The organism is Mycobacterium sp. G7A2, from assembly GCF_041902445.1.
Lineage (GTDB): Bacteria > Actinomycetota > Actinomycetes > Mycobacteriales > Mycobacteriaceae > Mycobacterium.
In genome coordinates, this window is sequence record NZ_CP169251.1 from 1,123,423 (window position 1) to 1,141,921 (window position 18,499).

Below are 18,499 nucleotides of genomic sequence, written 5' to 3' on the forward strand. Positions count from 1 at the left end.
CACTGGCTCGCTCGGGTGGTGGGCAGAGACCGTACGACCCGTTCGGCGTTGACCGAAGCCGCTGAGGAGAAAATTGATGCTGACCCTCGCCGTCATCGTGGTGGTATCCGCGGCGTTGATCCTCGGAGCGTTGTGGGGGATCTATGGGTCTCTGCCTGAGGGGCTCGAAGGGTTCATCGTCGCGATGGCAGGCGGGGCGCTCATCGTGTCGGTCATCTTGGAGTTGGTGGAGCCGGCGACGGAACAGGCCCCGCTGTGGGCGGTGGCTCTGCTGGTCCTGACGGGGGCCGCCGTGTTCACCGTGCTGGATCACCTCGTCGACAAGAAGGAGGGATCCAACAACGGCGGCGGACTCCTGCTGGCCATCACGCTCGACGGTGTACCCGAGAATCTGGCCTTGGGGGTGGCGCTCATCGGCGCAGGTCCGCTGCAGGTCGCGGCGCTGTCCGGCTCCATCTTCCTGTCGAATCTGCCGGAAGCTGCCGGGGGAGCGAAGGGGATGGCGGCCAGTGGACGATCCAACGGCAAGGTGCTCGCATTGTGGGCTGGCACTGCCGCCATCCTGGCAGCAGCCGCGTTGGCAGGGAACCTGCTGCTTGCCGGGGTGCCGGACGTCGTGTTGGCGCTCATCAGGAGCCTGGCGGGCGGCGCGGTGGTGGCATCCCTGGCGACTGAGGTATTCCCGAAAGCCTTCAAGGACGGGTCCATGTCGGCCGGCGTCGCCGCCGCGATGGGCCTCGTATTGGCGCTCGCCCTGGATCAGCTCGGATGAGCGCTGGCCGGATACCGGCGCCGGGCGCTGCGACCGCCGGTCACTTGTCCTGTCCGCCCTCGTGACGGCGTCGCTTCTTCTCGATACGCACGAGCAGTTCCCCGACCGACCCGAGCAGCATCCCGGAGCTGCCGAACACGAACAGCCAGACTCCGAGCGTCTTTGTACTCTCCCAGAAGAACAGGACGCTGCCGACGACGAACAGCGTGTTGCCGAACAGCCCCAAGCCCAGATGAACCCAGGGAAAATCACTGAGCACAGCGCCGAGCCCGCGTCGCTCGGTGCGTGTGGTGGGCTGCTGCTCGGCTCGCGCTGACTTGACGGTCGGTGGGCGCCCATCGGTCATCTCGTGCATGTGATGTCACCTCACAGTGGACTAGGCGGCTTTCGCAGCCCGTACCCGCCAGTGCGGGGATCCACGCGTGGTTCGTGCGTCCGGTGTGGTGGGGCCACCTCGCGACCAGACCGACATCACTCAGGGCAGGCCGATGCGGCGGTAGCGCTGCAGGCGGGCAGCCAGGCGCTGCTCGGCGGGCACCGAACGCAACCGGTGCAACTCGACGGCGATGGTCGCCGACAGCCGCGCAGTGAACGCCTTGGGCTCGTCGGCCGCGTCGGGATGCTCGGGCACGATCGCGTCCACGATGCCGTTGCGCAGCAGATCGGCCGAGCGGATGCCCTGCGCGCCGGCCAATTGCGGGGCGTGTTCGAGGTCGCGGTAGACGATCGCGCTGGCTCCCTCGGGCGGCAGTGGTGCCAGCCACCCGTGCAGCGCGGCCAGCACCCGGTCGGCGGGCACCATCGCCAGTGCGGGTCCGCCGCTGCCCTGCCCGAGCAGGACCGACACCGTAGGGGTGTCCAACGTGACGAGCTCGGCGAGACAGTGCGCGATCTCACCGGCCAGCCCGCCCTGTTCGGCCTCGGTGGACAGCGCAGGCCCGGCGGTGTCGATGACCAGGACCAGTGGCAGCCGCAGCCCCGCCGCCAGCGCCATGCCGCGACGGGCCTCGCGCAGTGCTGCCGGCCCGACGACGCCGCCGACCACCCGTTGCTGGCCGACGACGACGGCAGGCTGGCCGCCGAAGCGTGCGAGTGCCAACAGCGTGGTCGCGGCCTCTCCCGATCCGGTGCCCGACAGCAGCACGCGGTCGGTGGCCCCGTGCCGCAGCAGATGGCTGATGCCGGGCCGGTCGGGTCGGCGCGACGCCTCCACCGACTCCCAGGCCGGTATGTCGGGCAATGGCTCGGGGTGCGGCAGCTCGGGTGGTTCGCCCGGAGGATCCGACACCACTGTGAGCGCGCGATCGAGGGTGGCACGCAGGGTGGCCAGCGGCAGCACCGCATCGACCACGCCGTGGCGCTGCAGGTTCTCCGCGGTCTGCACTCCCGTCGGGAACGGTTCACCGTAGAGGTGCTCGTAGACCCGGGGGCCGAGGAAGCCGATCAAGGCGCCGGGCTCGGCCGCGGTGACGTGACCCAGGGAACCCCAGGAGGCGAACACCCCACCGGTGGTGGGGTGTCGCAGGTAGACGAGGTAGGGCAGGTGGGCTTGTTTGTGCAGTTCGACGGCGGCGGCGATCTTGACCATCTGCAGAAAGGCGACGGTGCCCTCCTGCATGCGGGTGCCCCCGGAGCTCGGCGACGCCAGCAGCGGCAGTCCTTCGGCGGTGGCCCGGTGCACGGCCGTGACGATGCGTTCGGCCGCGGCCACCCCGATCGACCCGGCCAGGAAGTCGAATTCGCAGGCGACGAGCGCCACTCGGCGTCCGAACACCCGGCCTTCGCCGGTCACCACGGCTTCGTCGAGGCCGGTGCGGGCGGCGGCGCCGTCGAGTTCTTCGCGATAGGACTGCGACATCGGGATGGCCAGGGCCGAGGCGTCCCAGCTGACGAACGACCCGTCGTCGAACAGCGCGTCGCGCAGTTCCAGGGCACCGATCCGGCTCACAGGAAAAGGCTAATAGTGTGGGGACATGATTTCAGTGACCCGTGACGGCCACGTGATGACCCTGGAGATGCAGCGTCCCGAACGACGCAACGCGCTCAACGCCGAGTTGGTCGACGGCCTGCGGGACGCGATCGAGAAGGCGGCCGCCGAGGACGTCCGGGTGGTCGTCCTGACCGGCGGCGGCCACGTCTTCAGTTCCGGAGCGGATCTGTCCGGCGGGCAGGGGGTGGCCGATGAGCTGCCCGATAAGGCGCGCGCGCTGAACCTCGCCATCGACTCCGCGCTGATCCCGGTCATCGGCGCGGTCAACGGCCCCGCGATCGGCGCCGGCGTCATCCTGTCGATGATCTGCGATCTCCGCGTCGTGGCCCCCGAGGCGTACTTCCAGTTCCCCGTCGCCAAGTACGGCATCGCCCTGGACAACTGGAGCATCCGGCGGTTGACGTCGCTGGTCGGCGCCGGGCGGGCCCGCGGCATGCTGCTGGCCGCTGAGCGGCTCACCGCCGACGCGGCGTTGCAGACCGGGATGGCCAACCGCATCGGCACCCTCGCCGACGCGCAGGCGTGGGCGCAGGAGATCGCCGGGTACGCGCCGCTGGCCTTGCAGCACGCCAAACGTGTCCTCAACGACGACGGCGCCTACGAGGATCCGTGGCCGGCGCACCAGGAGCTGTTCGACCGAGCCTGGGCCAGCCAGGACATCATCGAAGCCCAGGTCGCCCGCATCGAGAAGCGTCCGCCGAACTTCCGGGGAGCATGACGGTGCTGGGGTCGGCGCTGCGCTTCGGTTTCGGCACCGTGTCGCTGTTCGCCGGCGGTTGGGTGATGCGCGCGTTGCAGGGCACACCCGCCTCGTTGGGCGCCGGACCGGCCGAGATCACGCCGGTGGCGCGCCACTCGCCGAACTTTCGCGACGGCAAGTTCGTCAACCTGGAGCCCCCCTCGGAGACGACCGGTGAGGTGCAGCGCGCACTGATCCGTGACCTGGCCAACGCGGGGTCACACGGCAAACCGCCGAAACCGATCCCGCTGGCCGAACCGCCGACTGCCGAGATCGTCCCCGCCGCGGCCGCCGCGACCTGGTTCGGACACTCCAGCGTGCTGATCGAGGTCGACGGGTACCGGGTGCTGGCCGACCCGATATGGAGCGAGCGCTGCTCACCGTCACGCGCGGTGGGCCCGCAGCGGATGCACGAGGTGCCGGTGCCGCTGGAGGCGCTGCCGGCGGTCGACGCGGTGGTGATCAGCCACGACCACTACGACCACCTGGACATCGACACGGTCATCGCGCTGGCCCGCACGCAGCGCGCGCCGTTCGTCGTGCCGCTCGGAATCGGTGCCCACCTGCGCAAATGGGGCATCCCGGAAAGCCGGATCGTCGAACTGGACTGGAACGAATCCCACCGGATCGCCGACCTGACACTGGTGTGCACCCCCGCCCGCCACTTCTCCGGACGGCTGTTCACGCGCGACACCACACTGTGGGCGTCGTGGGTGATCACCGGCCCGACCAACAAAGCCTTCTTCGGGGGTGACACCGGCTACACGAAGAGTTTCGCCGAGATCGGAGCAGAGTTCGGGCCGTTTGACCTGACGTTGCTGCCCATCGGCGCCTACCACCCGGCCTTCTCCGACATCCACATGAATCCCGAGGAGGCGGTGCGCGCCCATCTCGACCTCGGGGAGCGCGACCGCAGCCTGATGGTGCCGATCCACTGGGCGACGTTCCGGTTGGCGCCGCACCGGTGGGGCGAACCGGCAGATCGCCTGCTCGGCGCTTCCCAGATCGAACAGGTCCGGATCGCGGTGCCCATCCCGGGTGGCCGGGTCGACCCAGAGTCGGAATTCGATCCGTGGTGGCAGATGTAGGGCGCGGCGACGCGCTACCGTTTCGACCATGAGATCCCCGGCGCGCCTCGTCGCGTTCGCAGTGTCGGTGTCGTTGCTGGGCGGCTGCGCCGCCACGGACTCCGGTGATTCCACGACGTCCGCGTCGGCGCCCGAGTCGGCTCCGTCGGGTCAGGCCGCGGCTCCGACCACGTCCGCGGTGCCGCCGCCGCTGATGCCGGCGATGCCCCTGCCGGAGAACGCCGTCGCCGACGCGGTGGGCGCCCTCGACGGCATGGCCGAGGACCTGATGGCGAAGTCCGGCATCCCCGGGATGGCGGTCGCTGTGGTGCATGACGGAAAAACGGTGTACGCCAAAGGTTTCGGGGTCAAGAACAACGAGTTGCCGAATGAGGAGGACAACCGCGTCGACGCCGACACGGTGTTCCAGATCGCGTCGGTGTCGAAGTCGCTGAGCGCCACCGTGGTGGCTCAGCAGATCGGCAAGAACGATCTCGACTGGGATACGCCGGTGGTGTCGAAGTTGCCCTGGTTCGCGCTCTCGGATCCCTCCGTCACCCAGATGGTCACCGTCGGCGACATGTTCTCCCACCGGTCGGGGCTGCCCGACCATGCCGGCGACCAGCTCGAGGAGCTTGGTTACGATCGTCGCAATGTGCTCGAGCGACTGAGGCAGCTGCCGCTCGACCCGTTCCGCATCTCCTACGCCTACACCAACTTCGGGCTGACAGCCGGTGCGGAGGCCGTCGCCGCCAGCGCGAGCACACCGTGGGAGCAACTCACCGAAGAGGCGCTGCTGCGTCCCCTCGGCATGACGGCCACCAGCTACGAATTCAGTGACTGGGTGGCCCGGCCCAACCGGGCCGTCGGCCACATCCACCTCGACGGCGGCTACACCCCGCGCTACGTCCGTGACGCGCAGCAACAGTCCCCGGCCGGTGGGGCCAGCTCATCGGTCAACGACCTGACCAAATGGCTGGCGATGGTGCTGGCCGACGGGCAGCACGACGGCAAACAGCTGATCGACCCCGAGGCGCTGCTGCCGGCGATCACCCCCCAGGTGGTGTCGTCGCGGGGTGACGAGCCGGCGGCCCGGTCGGGCTTCTACGGATACGGCTTCAACGTCGGCACGACGTCGGGTGCGCGCACCGAGCTGAGTCATTCCGGTGCCTTCGAACTCGGTGCCAACTCGAACTTCGTCATCCTGCCCTCGGCTGACGTTGGGATCGTGGTGCTGACCAACGCCACCCCGATCGGCGTGCCCGAGGCGTTGACCGCGTCGTTCGCCGACCTCGTGCAGTTCGGTGACGTGCGGCAGGACTGGTTCGCGCTGTACTCCGGGCTCTACAAGCAGATGGAGAAACCCGAGGGCGAGCTCGCCGGCAAGCAGCGTCCCGCTGATCCGAAACCGCCGGCGCCACTGGCGTCCTACGCCGGCACGTACCGAAATGACTTCTGGGGTCCGGCGACGGTCACCCAACGGGACGGCAGGCTCGAGCTCACGCTCGGCCCCAAGGGCGTGTACGAGTTGAAGCCCTGGGACGGCGATGTCTTCGTGTTCGACATCAGCAGCGAGAACGCGCCGCCGGGGACGGTGTCGCGGGCGACGTTCGACGGACCCCTGCTGACACTGGAGTATTTCGACGACGACGACAACGGAGTGTTCGTGAAGTGACCCTGTCGCTGGCCGGCGGGCTGTCCGACGACGAGGTCGCCGCACGGGTCGCCCAGGGGAAGACCAACGACGTGCCGACCCGGGCGGCGCGCAGCGTCTCGGAGATCGTCCGCGGCAACGTGTTCACCCGCATCAACGCGATTCTGGGTGTGCTGCTGATCATCGTGTTGTCCACCGGCTCGGTGATCAACGGCGCGTTCGGACTGCTCATCATCGCCAACAGCGCCATCGGCATCATCCAGGAGCTGCGCGCCAAACAGACCCTGGACCGGTTGGCCATCGTCGGGCAGGCCAAACCGCTGGTGCGCCGGCGATCCGGAACCCAGCCACGACTTCCCAGCGAGGTGGTGCTCGACGACGTCATCGAGCTCGGCCCCGGTGACCAGATCGTCGTGGACGGCGAGATCCTCGAGGAGGCCAACCTCGAGGTCGACGAATCTCTGCTGACCGGGGAAGCCGATCCGATCCCCAAGGATGCCGGCGATGCGGTGATGTCGGGCAGTTTCGTCGTCGCCGGAACCGGCGCCTACCGCGCCACCAAGGTGGGTAGGGAAGCGTACGCCGCGAAGCTCGCCGAGGAGGCCAGCAAGTTCACGCTGGTGCGCTCCGAGCTGCGCAGCGGCATCAACAAGATCCTGAAGTTCATCACCTACCTGCTGATCCCGGCGGGGCTGCTGACCATCTACACCCAGTTGTTCACCACCGATGCGGGCTGGCAGCAGTCCGTGCTCCGGATGGTCGGGGCGCTGGTGCCGATGGTGCCCGAAGGGCTGGTGCTGATGACCTCGATCGCTTTCGCGGTCGGTGTGGTGCGGCTGGGCCGACGGCAATGCCTGGTCAACGAGCTGCCGGCCATCGAAGGGCTTGCCCGTGTCGACGTGGTGTGCGCGGACAAGACCGGCACGCTGACCGAGAACGGCATGCGGGTCAGCGATGTCGAGAAGATCGGCAGCGATGGCGTCGCCGACGTCCTGGCGCAGTTGGCCGCCGACGATCCCCGGCCGAACGCCAGCATCGCCGCCATCGCAGAGGCCTACCGGATGCCGCCGGGCTGGACGGCCACCGCCACCGCCCCGTTCAAGTCGGCGACCAAGTGGAGTGGGGCCTCCTACGGCGAGCACGGCAACTGGGTGATCGGAGCACCCGACGTGCTGCTCGACCCCGGGTCGGCGGCGGCCGCCGAGGCGGAGCGGATCGGTGCGCAGGGTCTGCGGGTGCTGCTGCTCGGGTCCTCGGATATGCCGGTCGACCACCCCGGCGCCCCCGGCACGGTGACACCCGCGGCGCTGGTGGTTCTCGAGCAGCGTGTGCGGCCCGACGCGCGCGACACACTGGATTTCTTCGCCGCGCAGAAGGTTTCGATCAAGGTGATCTCCGGGGACAACGCGGTATCGGTCGGGGCGGTGGCCGGCTCGCTGGGGCTGCACGGTGACTGCATGGACGCCCGCCACCTGCCCGAGGAGCCGGCCGCGCTGGCCGATGAGCTGGAGTCGCACACCACGTTCGGGCGCGTACGCCCCGACCAGAAACGCGCGATGGTGCACGCCCTGCAGTCGCGTGGCCACACGGTGGCGATGACCGGCGACGGCGTCAACGACGTGCTGGCGCTCAAGGACGCCGACATCGGGGTGGCAATGGGTTCGGGAAGTTCGGCGTCGCGGGCGGTCGCACAGATCGTCCTGCTGGACAACAGGTTCGCCACGCTTCCCTATGTCGTCGCCGAGGGGCGCCGGGTGATCGGCAACATCGAACGCGTGTCGAATCTGTTCCTGACCAAGACGGTGTACTCGGTGCTGCTCGCGATCCTGGTCGGGCTCGCGGGCCTGTCGGCCAAGCTGTTCGGCTCCGACCCGCTGCTGTTCCCGTTCCAGCCGATCCACGTCACCATCGCGGCGTGGTTCACCATCGGCATCCCCGCCTTCATCCTCTCCCTCGCCCCCAACAACGAACGCGCCCGGCCCGGCTTCGTCCGGCGGGTGATGACCGCCGCGTTGCCTTCCGGGCTGGCCGTCGGTGCCGCGACGTTCACGTCGTACCTGCTGGCCTACGAGGGGCGCGCGGCCACCGAGACCGAGCAGACACAGGCGTCGACGGCGGCGCTGATCACGCTGCTGGTCGCGGCGCTGTGGGTGCTGGCGGTGGTGGCGCGGCCCTACGAATGGTGGCGGATCGCGCTGGTGGCGGGATCAGGCCTGGCGTATGTGGTCATCTTCTCGATCCCGGCAGCCCGCGAGCTGTTCATCCTCGACCCGTCGAATGTGGCGATCACGTCGACCGCGCTGGGCATCGGTCTGTTGGGCGCGATCGCCGTGGAGGTGATCTGGTGGGTCCAGGGCGCGGTGCTGGGGGAACAACGCCGGTTGTGGCGGGTCCGCCAGCGGTAGGGTTGGCACCATGGGATTTCTGGACAAGGCGAAGGATCTTCTCGCCAAGAACTCCGACAAAGTGGACAGCGCGATCGACAAGGCGGGCGATCTTGTCGACAAAAGGACGCAGGGCAAGTACGCCTCGCACGTGAACAAGGTGCAGGACGCGGCCAAGAAGGCGGTCGCCGACAACGCCGCGCAGGGTCAGGTGCCGCCCGACCAGCACTCCGGTCAAGAGCCGCCTGCCTCGCCGCCACCGGCTGCGCCCCGCAAGCAGGACCCGCCGACGGCCCCGCCGACGTCCTAGGCACAATTCGTCGCATGGCAAAACTGTCGGTTTCCGTCGACGTGCCGATGCCTCCTGAGCAGGCGTGGGAGAGCGCGTCGGATCTGTCCCGGTACAGGGAGTGGCTGTCCATCCACCGGGTGTGGCGGTCGACGTTGCCCGAGACGATCGAGAAGGGCACCAAGCTCGACTCGATCGTCGAGGTAAAGGGCATGCCGAACCGGGTGAGCTGGACGGTGGTGCACTACCGTCCGCCGGAGTCGATGACGCTCAACGGCGATGGTAAGGGCGGCGTCAAGGTCAAGCTGATGGGCAAGATCAAGCCGAGCGAGGAGGGCTCGACGGTGACGTTCGACGTGCACCTCGGCGGCCCGGCGTTGTTCGGCCCGATCGGGATGGTGGTCGCCGGGGCGCTCAAGGGCGACATCCAGGAGTCGTTGAACCGCTTCAAGGCGGTCTTCGCCCCCTCCACCTGAAGGCCCGCCGGACGGCGCTTCTTGACGGCCCCGCCAGATGACTCAGCCTGACGGCCCTGACCGATTGACAGCGGCCTAGCCACCCAGCCCGGCGACGGCGTCGGTGATGCCGGTGTCCCCGGAGATGACATCGAATGTCAGGCCGGCCGTCTGCGGGGCGTCGAGCACGGCGACCAGCACTGAGGCGACGTCGGCGCGCGGGATGCTGCCGTACCCGGTGTCCGTTCCCGCGGCAACCCTGCCCGTGGCCGGGTCGTCGGTGAGACGGCCGGGTCGCACGATGGTGGACTGCAGCCCTGCCCGCGCCCGGATGTTGTCGTCGGCGGCGCCCTTGGCCCGCAGGTAGGTGACGAACACCTCGTCGCCGGCGTCATCGGGCGCTGCGGCGTCGGCCGCCATCGCGGAGACCATCACGTAGCGGCGCACCCCGGCGGCTTCCGCGGCGTCGGCCAGCAGCACGGCCGCGTCGTGGTCGACGGTCTGTTTGCGCGCCGCTCCACTCCCCGGCCCGGCGCCTGCGGCGAAGATGACGGCATCGGCACCGGTCAGGTGTCCGGCGACCTCGTCGGCACTGCTGCTCTCCAGGTCCACCACGATCGGTTCGGCGCCGGCCTGCTGTAGGTCGGCGGCGTGGTCGGGGTTGCGGATGAAGCCGGCGACCGAGTCGCCGCGGTCGGCCAGGAGTCTCTCGGTGAGCACCGCGATCTTGCCGTGTCCACCGGCGATGACGACCCGCATGAGCTACCTCCTTCGGCGCCGCCCGATGACCCGACTGAACTCGATCGTCGAGCGACGCACCGATTCGAATTCCAGGGATACCGCCAACGTGTCTACCATCGCGAACGGCAGCGTGGTGACGACGGCGCCCCGGCCGTACTCGAGGTGCCAGGAACCGGGGTGGATGGTCAGACCGCGCGCGTGTCCGCGCTGCAGGCAGGTGTGTCCGCCGGGCAGCACCGCAGGCAGGGGCTCGATGTCCTCGGACTCGAGGTCGTAGGAGTCGATCCGGCCGGCGAGCAGGAACTTGTGGATGTCCACGTGCTTGTAGCGGCCGGAAAAGCCTTGTGTACCAGTCGGAGAGCCGAATATCACCAAGTACTCGCGGGTGCTGAAGTACAGGAACCGCACCTTGCCGAGGACTCCGCCGGCTTTGCTGCCCACCCAGCGTCCCGGCGCCGGGTCGATCACGTCGGGGTACTGCTCGGCGAGCAGTTCCACGGTTCGGGGTATCAGCTCGCGGCTGCCGAGCTGCAGGCCGGCGGCGTCCTCGACCACCTTCTGCAGCACATCGGGGTCGAAGCGGTGACTCACGTGCGCACCAGGCCCTGCGGCTTGACCAGTCCGAGGTCGAAGTGGGTGAGCCAGCCTGCCGGCGCATCGCACACGTCGGGAATCGCATTGATGGCACCCATCGCGGTCCAGGGGTAACCAGGGTGGGCCATCGTGCCGTCGGGTTGCCGCACCCCCTGCATCGTCAGCTCGGTGGGCGGGTCACCGTCGATGACGACCCGGTACCGGGTGTCGCCCCAATCCCAGGCCGGTTCCAGCAGGTCGGGACCGCCGGTGACGTAGATCGCGTGGAAGACGATCAGCGGCCGCCCGTCCACCCACGCGGTCCACTCGTGGCGCTGAGCGGCGACCGTTCCGCGGGCGATCGCTCCCTCGGCGTGCGCGATGTCCGCCACCGCCACCGCGACGTCGACCTCGGCCGCGGTGACGTCGTCGATCGTGACTCCGAGCCCGTCGGCCAGCATGTGCATCGACTGGGCGAAGAACGGCAGGCCGAGCCCCAGAATCGTCGGTTCGCTCAGGAAGGCGTCCTTGTCCTTGCCGAAACCCATCCAGTCGATGTGGTCCAGCGGGGCGTCCTTCAGCACCTCGACCACCTCGTAGACGTGGATGGTGTCGATCCTGCTCATGACCCGGGCGAGGGTGAGCGGCAGGACGTCTCCCGCGTACCCCGGATGGATCCCGCCGCCGTGAAACGAGGCGCCACCTTCGCTACACGCCGCGCGGATCTGGTCGCCGGCGGCGCGGAAGTCCTCGGTGGGATGGAAGAACCCGGCGGTGGTGACGACGTTCTTGCCGGAGCGAAGTAGCCGGCACACCGTCTCGACGTCCATGATGATCGGGGTGTAGAACACGCAGTCGGCGTCGGTGGCGACCACCGCGTCCACGTCATCGGTGGCGATCACGCCGATCGGTTCGATCCCCGCGATCTCGCCGGCGTCCTTGCCGACCTTGTCCTTGCTGTGGACCAGGACGCCGACGAGCTCGAACGTCGAGCAGTCGGCGAAATGCCGGATGCCGGCCTGGCCGACGTCTCCGGTCATCCACTGGATCACGCGGTAGGTCTTGTCCGACATTGCTTCCCCGTCTCTATTCGACGCCACAGACGCTACGGCGTGGTGGCGTGAAAACGACCGGAATCGAACGGAACCCGCGGGTGATCGAGTTCCCGTGGAATTCGGGTGCGGAGCCGGGCTGCAGGGCGAAGTCCGGTATCCGGTGCAGGACCCGTTCCACCCCGACCTGGAATTCCAGGCGGGCCAGGTTGGAGCCGAGACATCGGTGCACGCCCGCGCCGAATCCGAGGTGTCGGTTGTCGCGACGGTCGAGGATGCAGCGGTCGGCTCCGGGAAAAACGCTCTCGTCGCGGTTGGCGGCGGCGAAGTTCACCACCACCGTCTCGCCGCGACGGAAGGTGTGGCCGTTGACCTCGACGTCCTTGACGACGGTTCGATGCAGGCCGTGGATCGAACCGGCGTAGCGGATCATCTCCTCCACCGCGCGGGGCGCCAGGTCGGGTTCGGCGATCATCCGATCGCGCTCCCCGGGGTGGGTGGCCAGATGGTGGAAGGCGAAAGACATGGCGTTGGCCGTGGTCTCGAGTCCGGCCTGCACGAGGAGCATCGCGTTTCCGACGACATCGACGTGCGCGAGCCTTTCGCCGTCGATCTCGCCGCGCAGCAGTACGTCGATCATGTCGTCGCCGGCGGGCTCGCGGGAGCGCGTCGTGACGAGCGCGTCGACACGTTGATAGAGGCCGGCCCAGGCCGCCATCCGTTCTCGTTCCGCCGTACCGTTGAGCGCGGTGTCGGTCAGCTCGAAACAGACTCCGATCTCCTCGGTGGGTATCCCGATCAGGTACTTGAACAGCACGATCCCCGGCTGACGCCAGGCGACGTGAGCCAGATCGCCGGCGCCATCGGCAATGAAACCGTCGATGAGCAAGTCGGTTTCGGCGGCGATCTGGGACCGCAGCGCCTTCATCCGCGCGGGGGAGAAGTACGGGTTGAGGATCTTGCGCAACTGTTGCTGCCGCGGCGGGTCCACCATGCCACCAGATCGCCGACGACGTGGTCGGCCGATCCGGCGGCCGGATTGCTGGAGAAGTGTTCCCAGTCTTGGGCGATCCGCAGGCAGTCGGCGTATCGCGTCGCCACCCAGGCGCCGCCGGGGACGTCGCTGAGGAAGGGGGTGTCGGTGTGGGCGAACGGGCAGCGTTCCCGCATCACCGCGTAGACGTCGTACAGCAGGTCCGGGGCATTCGGATCGTTGAAGTCCTCGTGCCGCAGATCCCAGTTCTGCGCGTGGTGCTCAGCTGATCGCGCCATCGCTATGGCTGGTCTGGTGTTGTTGGCCGCACTTCGCGCTCGGTGGCTGCTTGTCGCGCTTCGCGCTCTTCATGAATGCGAACCAACTCACGAAATCCGATGCGGTGGTACTTCGGCACAGGCTGGATCCCCCACTCGTCCCGGGCGGTGTCCTTGCCTTCGGCGCCTTCCGGCGGGCCGAAGGCCGGATAGGGGACCTGGCATTCGAGGGTGTCGTCGGAGTACCTCACCTTGAGCAACTCGCTGCAGATCTCGGTGAGGCTCAGCGTGGGGTACCCGTAATAGACGGCCATGAACGGCAGCGTGAACGCTCCCTCGATGACGAGCGCGACAAGACAGACCAGCACGGCGCGCTTGATGTAGCGGTGCATGCGCGCGTAGTACGGCGTGGTCCCGGGAGGCAGGTCCCCGGACTTGGCCTCGGCGTCGGTTTCGGGAGTGGTGGTCACAAACGTGCTCCTTGAATGAGGCTCAGTCCGAGAAGATCTCGCGGTTGACCGTGTGCAGATAGGGGATCGCGAGGAAGGGGGTGATGTAGAAGATGTCGTAGAGCCACCAGCCGATGACGGGGAACACGACGCCGGCGAACCGGACATCGGCGTACATGGTCATGTTGAACACATAGACGCACCAGATCAGCACGCCCATCCAGCAGGTGATGATCATCCACTGGTGTCCCCACCGCTTCATCTGGAGGAAGCCGATCGCGGCTGCACAGCGCATCGCGAAGACCGTGACGATCATCCCGAACACCATCGACTTCTCGCCGGGCCCCGCGGCTCCGCCGACCCACAGTTCGTTGTAGTGCCAGAAGTAGCCGGCGTCGAACATGTTGCCCCAGCCCACCATCAGGACGCGGTTGATCAGCGTGTGGTTGGCGACGAGGTCAAGGGCCCAGCCCAGACTGTTCAACATGCCGTCGATCAGCACCAGGTAGCCGATCAACGTGACGATCATGGGGCGCACGGACAGTCCCGCCTGCAGCGCCTGGCGCTGCAGCCACACCCCGCGCATGAAGATCAGGAAGCCGATCAGACCCGGCGCCCACATCCCCATGAGTGCCGCGCCGGTGATCATCCACTTGTCTGCCCGGCGCTGCGCCAGCCTGGACTGTTCGTGATGCTGCTCGATGCCGCCCGCCGGGACCGGCGGTGCGGTCACGGGTTTCACAAGTCCCACCATCCTCTGGCGAAGGACATGTACAGCTGGATGCAGAACATCGTGAACAGATAGCCGTAGATGACGATCTGCAGGATGATCAAAGCCTTCTTGCGCTTGCGTTCCTTCTGGTCCACCATGTGTCGTTCCCCTCCCTAGCGGGCTGTGTTCGTGGCGTCGGCCAGGCTGGCGGCGGTGATCTCGCGAAGACCGTCGGCGATGGCACCGTCGCCCGACAACGGCGCCAGGATGCACGCTTCGGCGGCATCGAACTCTGCGGCACCCGCGGCGATCATGTGCGCCGCGGTGACGAGAACCCGGGTCGACGGGGGCTCGAAATGGAATGCTTCGTCGGCGGTGCGAATAGCGTTGGCGCACCGCACCAACCGATCGGCCGTCGCCACGTCGACACCTGTCTCGGTCGCGACGACCGCGGACTCCTGGTCGGGTGGCAGATACCTCATCGGTAGCGTGACGAAGCGTTGGCGGAACGACGGTTTGAGTTCCTTGAGCGAGCTGCGGTACGCCGGGTTGTAGGAACAGACCAGCATGAAGGTCTCGGGTGCCGCCACCACCTCGTCGGCCCGGTCCAGATAGAGGGTTCGGCGATGGTCGGTGAGCGAATGCAGTACAGCCAGAGAGTCGTGCCGGGCTTCGACGACTTCGTCGAGGTAGCAGATGGCGCCGGCTTTGACCGCCCTGGTCAGGGGTCCGTCGGTCCACGCCACATCCCCGCCGGTCACCATGAACCGCCCGACGAGATCAGCGCTGGTCAGGTCGTCGTGGCAGCTGATCGTCACCACAGGTCGGCCCAGCTGCGCCCCCATGTGCTCGACCAATCGCGTCTTGCCGCAGCCGGTGGGGCCGGTGAGCATCACCGGCAGCCGGCGCTGGAATGCGCGTTGGAACAGTTGGACTTCGTCACCGTTGGCCAGGTATCGATCGGTCATCTGCTCCTCGGGTGGCTGCTCGTAGGTGGTCATGCCGACACCAACTCCCGATGAACGTGCGCGAGCACGCGGGGTAGGTCCTCGATTCGCCGAATGCGTTGAGAACGACGAGGTCCGAAGACTTCGGGAAGCGGGTCTACCGTGACGGGGCCGACTCCGACGTAGTACATCGAGACGCCTGCATCGTGGGCCTCCTGCACGGCGTGCGCCGCGTCGGCCCAGGCGTAGCGGCCCTCGTAGCCTTCGTCGGAGATCAGGCCGTCCCCGATCACGATGATCAGCCGCCGCTCGGACGGCTGGTCGAGCAGTCTGCTCGTGAGGTGGCGCAGTGGAGCGCCGAGCCGGGTATACCCGCCAGTCGACAGTCCGAGCTCACCAGGGGGGACGAAGCCTCGGTCCGCGAAGTCTTTGAGACAGCTGATCTCGACACGGTGGCGGGTGTTGCCGGTGAAGGTGAAGATGCCGTGTCGTTCGCGCGCCAGGGTCATCGCCCGCGACAGAGCATCCGCGCACGCCAGCTCCAGCTTGAAGATTCGGCCGTCGTGCACGCCCAGAGAAGAGCTGCCATCGAGAAGGAGCGCGGTGGTGACGTCACGGCTCGCCGGTCGTAGGTCCCGGAATATTCGCGGTTCGATCGCCTCGCCGGTGGTCACGTCGATGAAGTGAGCGACATACTGGTCGACGTCGAGGTCCGAGCCGTCCTCGAGACGGCTGTGCATGGCACGGTGGGTGTGCTTCTCGAACCATCGCCTGATGTCGGGTGCGACGGTCCCGGGCGGACGAGTGCCGCCGGAGCGCGGCAGTTCCAGGACCGCGACATGGTCGGGCATGAAGCGCTCGGTCCACGCATTCCACTCCGGATAGGGGATGCCGGGACGGTGGTCGGGGGTGATGTCCAGGTCGTTGTCGTGCGGTCTGCTGGGCGGTGGGAGGTTCGGGTTACGTACCCCGCCGTCACCACCCGCCGGCACGGAATGTGCCCGCGGAAGCCTCTTCTGTGCGGTGGTCCAGGGCAGTCGGCCGAACGTTCGCCGTATCTTGTCGGTGAGGCCCTGCGCCGATGTCAACGCCAGCGGAAGTCTGCCGAGCAACGGGTCCGGGTCGGGGACCGGTCCGGCTTGTGCCCTCTCGACCGCGCGGTTGAACATCGCGGTAGCGTCCATGTCCGCGGGTAGAGGCTGTAGGCCGGGGATCATCCGCTCGATCTCAGGCAGCAGCCCCGGCCAGTTCGCGGTGATCCAGCCCAGTGCGACGCCGGCTTCGACGAGCGTGAGGGCCCGTAATTCGCGGGCGGACAGCTCGTTGAGGCGGTATCCGGCGACAGCCTCTTTCGACGGCGAACACTGCAGCGCCACGCCACATGTCATGGTTCTGCGGGTCCAGTCTCGGACCGTCGGTGGATGGGGCACGTAGACGAGGTCGAGCGACGCGTTGACGCCGAAGCGGCGATGCTGTCCGGTCACCAGGTGTACACCGGCGCGACGGCCGCCGCTCAGCGCCACGGCGGTCAGGGCACAACTCCGTTCGATCGCCATGGCAGCGACATCGGTCAGCTCGGACATGTTGATGGCGAGAGCTTTTCAGAATGTGCCGAGGTTGGAGAACATCCAGTACCAGAACCAGATGATGAGGCCGGTACCGCCCCACGCGGCCACGTAGCGCAGGATCTCCCAGACCCAATCCATCGTCAGTCCTCCTTGGCGTGGACGCGTCCCGCCCGAGCCCTCGTCGTGCTCCCTTTTGTAGTTTGATTGCTGACCAAAGTCAATGAGTGAAGTCATTGAGTTCAGTCGGAGAAGACCTCGCGGTTGACCGAATGCAGATAGGGGATGGCGAGGAAAGGTGTGATGTAGAAGATGTCGTAGAGCCACCACCCCACCACAGGCAGGACGACACCGGCGAAGCGGACGTCGGCGTACATGGTCATGTTGAACACGTACAGGCACCAGATCAGCACACCCATCCAGCAGGTGATGATCATCCACTGGTGTCCCCATCGCTTCATCTGCAGGAAGCCGATGGCGGCCGCGATGCGCATCGTGAAGACGGTGAGGATCATCCCCACTTCCATTGCCTTCTCTGCGGGGGCCGCGGCGCCACCGATCCACAACTCGTTGTAGTGCCAGAAGTACCCGGCATCGAACATGTTGCCCCAGCCGTTCAACAGAACTCGGGCCAATATCGTGTGGTTGGCGACCAGGTCGAGCGCCCAGCCGACCGTGTTGATCGCTGCGTCGATGATGACGAGATAGCCGATGAGCGTGACCAGCATCGGCCGCACCGTCAGCCCGTCGCGCTGGGCTTTGCGCAGAAGCCACACTCCGCGCAGGAACAGCGGTAGCCCGAAGATTCCCAACGCGGCGGTCCCGATGAGGAGACTTCCGGAGATCAACCACTTGTCCGCCTGGCGCTGCGCACGCTGTGAGGCCTCGAGGTGTTCGTCCAGGCCGCTGGTGGAGAGGCGATGCGGTGCATCGTTGTCGCCACGCCGACTTTCGCGGGCCGTGGGAAGGTTCATGCAAGCTGACTATAGTCAGCGTAAGTGGGTAGTCAATCGACTATTTCGTGCCGATGCCGCGCAGACTCCTGAGTAGGTAGTCGTCGATCATGGCGCTCTGTTCGGGCCAGTTGTGCGTGGTGGTGAGCAACGCATACAGCCCGAGCAGGAAGAACACGGCACTGTTGAACGGATCGACGTCCCCGTCGACATCGCCCAGTTTCCGGGCGCGTTCGATCGCCCGGGCGACCTCGACGATCACGGGATGTTGGTTCTCGCCATCGGTCTGGGGGCGGGTCTGAGAGAAGTGCAGGGCGAGAAAGTCTTTGAACAGGACCCCGCCGAGTCGTCGCTCCAAACCCGCGATCAAGCGGATGGCCTCGCTGAATGTCTGCGCAAGATCGTGATTGTCGGCGGCGAAACGCGCGAGTTGTTTGGCGATGCGTTCCTCTTCGCGGCGTTCCAGTTCCAGCAGGACGTGTTCTTTGGTCGGAAAGTGGAAGAAGAACGTTCCGTGCGCGACACCGGCCGCAGCCACGATCGCACCCACGTCGGCCGCGGCGATTCCCGATCTCTTGAATTCCGCCACCGCGGCACCCATCAGGCGTTCGCGGGTCTGGAGTCGCTTGGTCTCTCGAGCTGAAGGCTTGTCCGACGAGGCCATCCGTAGACAATAACCGCCCTCTTGCGGCGTCGGGGACATCCGATCAACGTTGACTCGAGTCAGGGCTACGCGTCAGATGAATTCCACCCGACGAACAGGATCCCAGGCGTTGGCGTTCCTGCGGAGGGTAGTGCAGTTCTCCACCGGCATCACGGCGACCGGCGACCTCGACGCGTTCATCGCGGTGAGACCTGATTGCGTCGCCTGAACGGCCCTCGGCGAGATCCGCCGGATGGAGGCGC

At 67.2% G+C, this 18,499-nt stretch carries 19 protein-coding genes and 1 pseudogene; 7 read left to right on the top strand and 13 right to left on the bottom strand.

What is annotated here, in order from left to right:
- Positions 1–76: 76 nt before the first annotated feature.
- Positions 77–772: a ZIP family metal transporter gene (locus ACEWX3_RS05460; protein WP_207065759.1), complete on the top strand. Its 696-nt coding sequence runs from the start codon at positions 77–79 to the stop codon at positions 770–772.
- 40 nt (positions 773–812) lie between these two features.
- Here ACEWX3_RS05460 and ACEWX3_RS05465 read toward each other — a convergent pair whose 3' ends face one another.
- Both ACEWX3_RS05465 and ACEWX3_RS05470 read right to left on the bottom strand, forming a co-directional pair.
- Positions 813–1,127, bottom strand: a complete 315-nt coding sequence (locus ACEWX3_RS05465) for a YrhK family protein (RefSeq protein WP_374158882.1) — start codon at positions 1,125–1,127, stop codon at positions 813–815.
- Between the two features lie 120 nt (positions 1,128–1,247).
- Positions 1,248–2,720, bottom strand: coding sequence for a carboxyl transferase domain-containing protein (locus ACEWX3_RS05470; protein WP_374158883.1), 1,473 nt, complete (start codon positions 2,718–2,720; stop codon positions 1,248–1,250).
- A gap of 25 nt (positions 2,721–2,745) precedes the next feature.
- Here ACEWX3_RS05470 and ACEWX3_RS05475 point away from each other — a divergent pair, with 25 nt between their 5' ends.
- The 6 genes from ACEWX3_RS05475 to ACEWX3_RS05500 are packed head-to-tail and all read left to right on the top strand — an operon-like array spanning position 2,746 to position 9,371.
- Positions 2,746–3,480 carry an enoyl-CoA hydratase gene (locus tag ACEWX3_RS05475; protein WP_374158884.1) on the top strand — a complete coding sequence of 245 codons (735 nt, stop codon included), beginning with the start codon at positions 2,746–2,748 and terminating at the stop codon, positions 3,478–3,480.
- A 2-nt stretch (positions 3,481–3,482) separates the two neighbouring features.
- On the top strand, positions 3,483–4,589 hold the full coding sequence (locus ACEWX3_RS05480) for an MBL fold metallo-hydrolase (RefSeq protein ID WP_374159794.1): 1,107 nt from the start codon (positions 3,483–3,485) through the stop codon (positions 4,587–4,589).
- Between the two features lie 28 nt (positions 4,590–4,617).
- Positions 4,618–6,243, top strand: coding sequence for a serine hydrolase (locus ACEWX3_RS05485; protein WP_374158885.1), 1,626 nt, complete (start codon positions 4,618–4,620; stop codon positions 6,241–6,243).
- Complete coding sequence (locus ACEWX3_RS05490; RefSeq protein ID WP_374158886.1) at positions 6,240–8,627, top strand: HAD-IC family P-type ATPase; 2,388 nt, start codon at positions 6,240–6,242, stop codon at positions 8,625–8,627. The genes ACEWX3_RS05485 and ACEWX3_RS05490 overlap by 4 nt, the downstream gene beginning before the upstream one ends.
- A gap of 10 nt (positions 8,628–8,637) precedes the next feature.
- Positions 8,638–8,916, top strand: a complete 279-nt coding sequence (locus ACEWX3_RS05495; RefSeq protein WP_348733415.1) for an antitoxin — start codon at positions 8,638–8,640, stop codon at positions 8,914–8,916.
- 14 nt (positions 8,917–8,930) lie between these two features.
- Entirely contained in the window at positions 8,931–9,371 is a 441-nt protein-coding gene (locus ACEWX3_RS05500) for an SRPBCC family protein (RefSeq protein ID WP_207065752.1), read from the top strand.
- 75 nt (positions 9,372–9,446) lie between these two features.
- Here ACEWX3_RS05500 and ACEWX3_RS05505 read toward each other — a convergent pair whose 3' ends face one another.
- The 11 genes and pseudogenes from ACEWX3_RS05505 to ACEWX3_RS05555 form a co-directional block, all read right to left on the bottom strand.
- The gene (locus ACEWX3_RS05505) at positions 9,447–10,109 is read right to left on the bottom strand and encodes an NAD(P)H-binding protein (protein ID WP_207065751.1); all 663 of its coding nucleotides are present in this window, start codon (positions 10,107–10,109) and stop codon (positions 9,447–9,449) included.
- Between the two features lie 3 nt (positions 10,110–10,112).
- Entirely contained in the window at positions 10,113–10,682 is a 570-nt protein-coding gene (locus ACEWX3_RS05510) for an isomerase (RefSeq protein ID WP_374158887.1), read from the bottom strand.
- Positions 10,679–11,737, bottom strand: coding sequence for a dihydrodipicolinate reductase (locus ACEWX3_RS05515; RefSeq protein WP_207065749.1), 1,059 nt, complete (start codon positions 11,735–11,737; stop codon positions 10,679–10,681). Before ACEWX3_RS05515 ends, ACEWX3_RS05510 begins: the two co-directional genes overlap by 4 nt.
- A 13-nt stretch (positions 11,738–11,750) precedes the next feature.
- A pseudogene (locus ACEWX3_RS05520) lies at positions 11,751–12,988 on the bottom strand (cytochrome P450).
- A 2-nt stretch (positions 12,989–12,990) separates the two neighbouring features.
- Entirely contained in the window at positions 12,991–13,437 is a 447-nt protein-coding gene (locus ACEWX3_RS05525; RefSeq protein WP_374158888.1) for a hypothetical protein, read from the bottom strand.
- 22 nt (positions 13,438–13,459) lie between these two features.
- Positions 13,460–14,170: a hypothetical protein gene (locus ACEWX3_RS05530; protein ID WP_374158889.1), complete on the bottom strand. Its 711-nt coding sequence runs from the start codon at positions 14,168–14,170 to the stop codon at positions 13,460–13,462.
- Positions 14,155–14,286, bottom strand: a complete 132-nt coding sequence (locus ACEWX3_RS05535; RefSeq protein ID WP_286182701.1) for a hypothetical protein — start codon at positions 14,284–14,286, stop codon at positions 14,155–14,157. The genes ACEWX3_RS05530 and ACEWX3_RS05535 overlap by 16 nt, the downstream gene beginning before the upstream one ends.
- A 15-nt stretch (positions 14,287–14,301) precedes the next feature.
- Positions 14,302–15,096 (bottom strand): AAA family ATPase, encoded by a 795-nt coding sequence (locus ACEWX3_RS05540; protein ID WP_374159795.1) that lies wholly within the window; start codon positions 15,094–15,096, stop codon positions 14,302–14,304.
- A gap of 29 nt (positions 15,097–15,125) precedes the next feature.
- The gene (locus ACEWX3_RS05545; protein ID WP_374158890.1) at positions 15,126–16,658 is read right to left on the bottom strand and encodes a nitric oxide reductase activation protein NorD; all 1,533 of its coding nucleotides are present in this window, start codon (positions 16,656–16,658) and stop codon (positions 15,126–15,128) included.
- A 224-nt stretch (positions 16,659–16,882) separates the two neighbouring features.
- The gene (locus ACEWX3_RS05550) at positions 16,883–17,614 is read right to left on the bottom strand and encodes a hypothetical protein (RefSeq protein ID WP_374158891.1); all 732 of its coding nucleotides are present in this window, start codon (positions 17,612–17,614) and stop codon (positions 16,883–16,885) included.
- 40 nt (positions 17,615–17,654) lie between these two features.
- Positions 17,655–18,257: a TetR family transcriptional regulator gene (locus ACEWX3_RS05555; RefSeq protein WP_374158892.1), complete on the bottom strand. Its 603-nt coding sequence runs from the start codon at positions 18,255–18,257 to the stop codon at positions 17,655–17,657.
- Between the last annotated feature and the right edge of the window lie 242 nt (positions 18,258–18,499).

Coding starts and splice junctions, on each gene's coding strand:
- ACEWX3_RS05460 (WP_207065759.1), top strand. CDS start 77: ATGCTGACCCTCGCCGTCATCGTGGTGGTATCCGCGGCGTTGATCCTC.
- ACEWX3_RS05465 (WP_374158882.1), bottom strand. CDS start 1,127: ATGCACGAGATGACCGATGGGCGCCCACCGACCGTCAAGTCAGCGCGA.
- ACEWX3_RS05475 (WP_374158884.1), top strand. CDS start 2,746: ATGATTTCAGTGACCCGTGACGGCCACGTGATGACCCTGGAGATGCAG.
- ACEWX3_RS05485 (WP_374158885.1), top strand. CDS start 4,618: ATGAGATCCCCGGCGCGCCTCGTCGCGTTCGCAGTGTCGGTGTCGTTG.
- ACEWX3_RS05495 (WP_348733415.1), top strand. CDS start 8,638: ATGGGATTTCTGGACAAGGCGAAGGATCTTCTCGCCAAGAACTCCGAC.
- ACEWX3_RS05500 (WP_207065752.1), top strand. CDS start 8,931: ATGGCAAAACTGTCGGTTTCCGTCGACGTGCCGATGCCTCCTGAGCAG.
- ACEWX3_RS05505 (WP_207065751.1), bottom strand. CDS start 10,109: ATGCGGGTCGTCATCGCCGGTGGACACGGCAAGATCGCGGTGCTCACC.
- ACEWX3_RS05515 (WP_207065749.1), bottom strand. CDS start 11,737: ATGTCGGACAAGACCTACCGCGTGATCCAGTGGATGACCGGAGACGTC.
- ACEWX3_RS05530 (WP_374158889.1), bottom strand. CDS start 14,170: ATGGTGGGACTTGTGAAACCCGTGACCGCACCGCCGGTCCCGGCGGGC.
- ACEWX3_RS05535 (WP_286182701.1), bottom strand. CDS start 14,286: ATGGTGGACCAGAAGGAACGCAAGCGCAAGAAGGCTTTGATCATCCTG.
- ACEWX3_RS05540 (WP_374159795.1), bottom strand. CDS start 15,096: ATGACCGATCGATACCTGGCCAACGGTGACGAAGTCCAACTGTTCCAA.
- ACEWX3_RS05545 (WP_374158890.1), bottom strand. CDS start 16,658: ATGTCCGAGCTGACCGATGTCGCTGCCATGGCGATCGAACGGAGTTGT.
- ACEWX3_RS05550 (WP_374158891.1), bottom strand. CDS start 17,614: ATGAACCTTCCCACGGCCCGCGAAAGTCGGCGTGGCGACAACGATGCA.
- ACEWX3_RS05555 (WP_374158892.1), bottom strand. CDS start 18,257: ATGGCCTCGTCGGACAAGCCTTCAGCTCGAGAGACCAAGCGACTCCAG.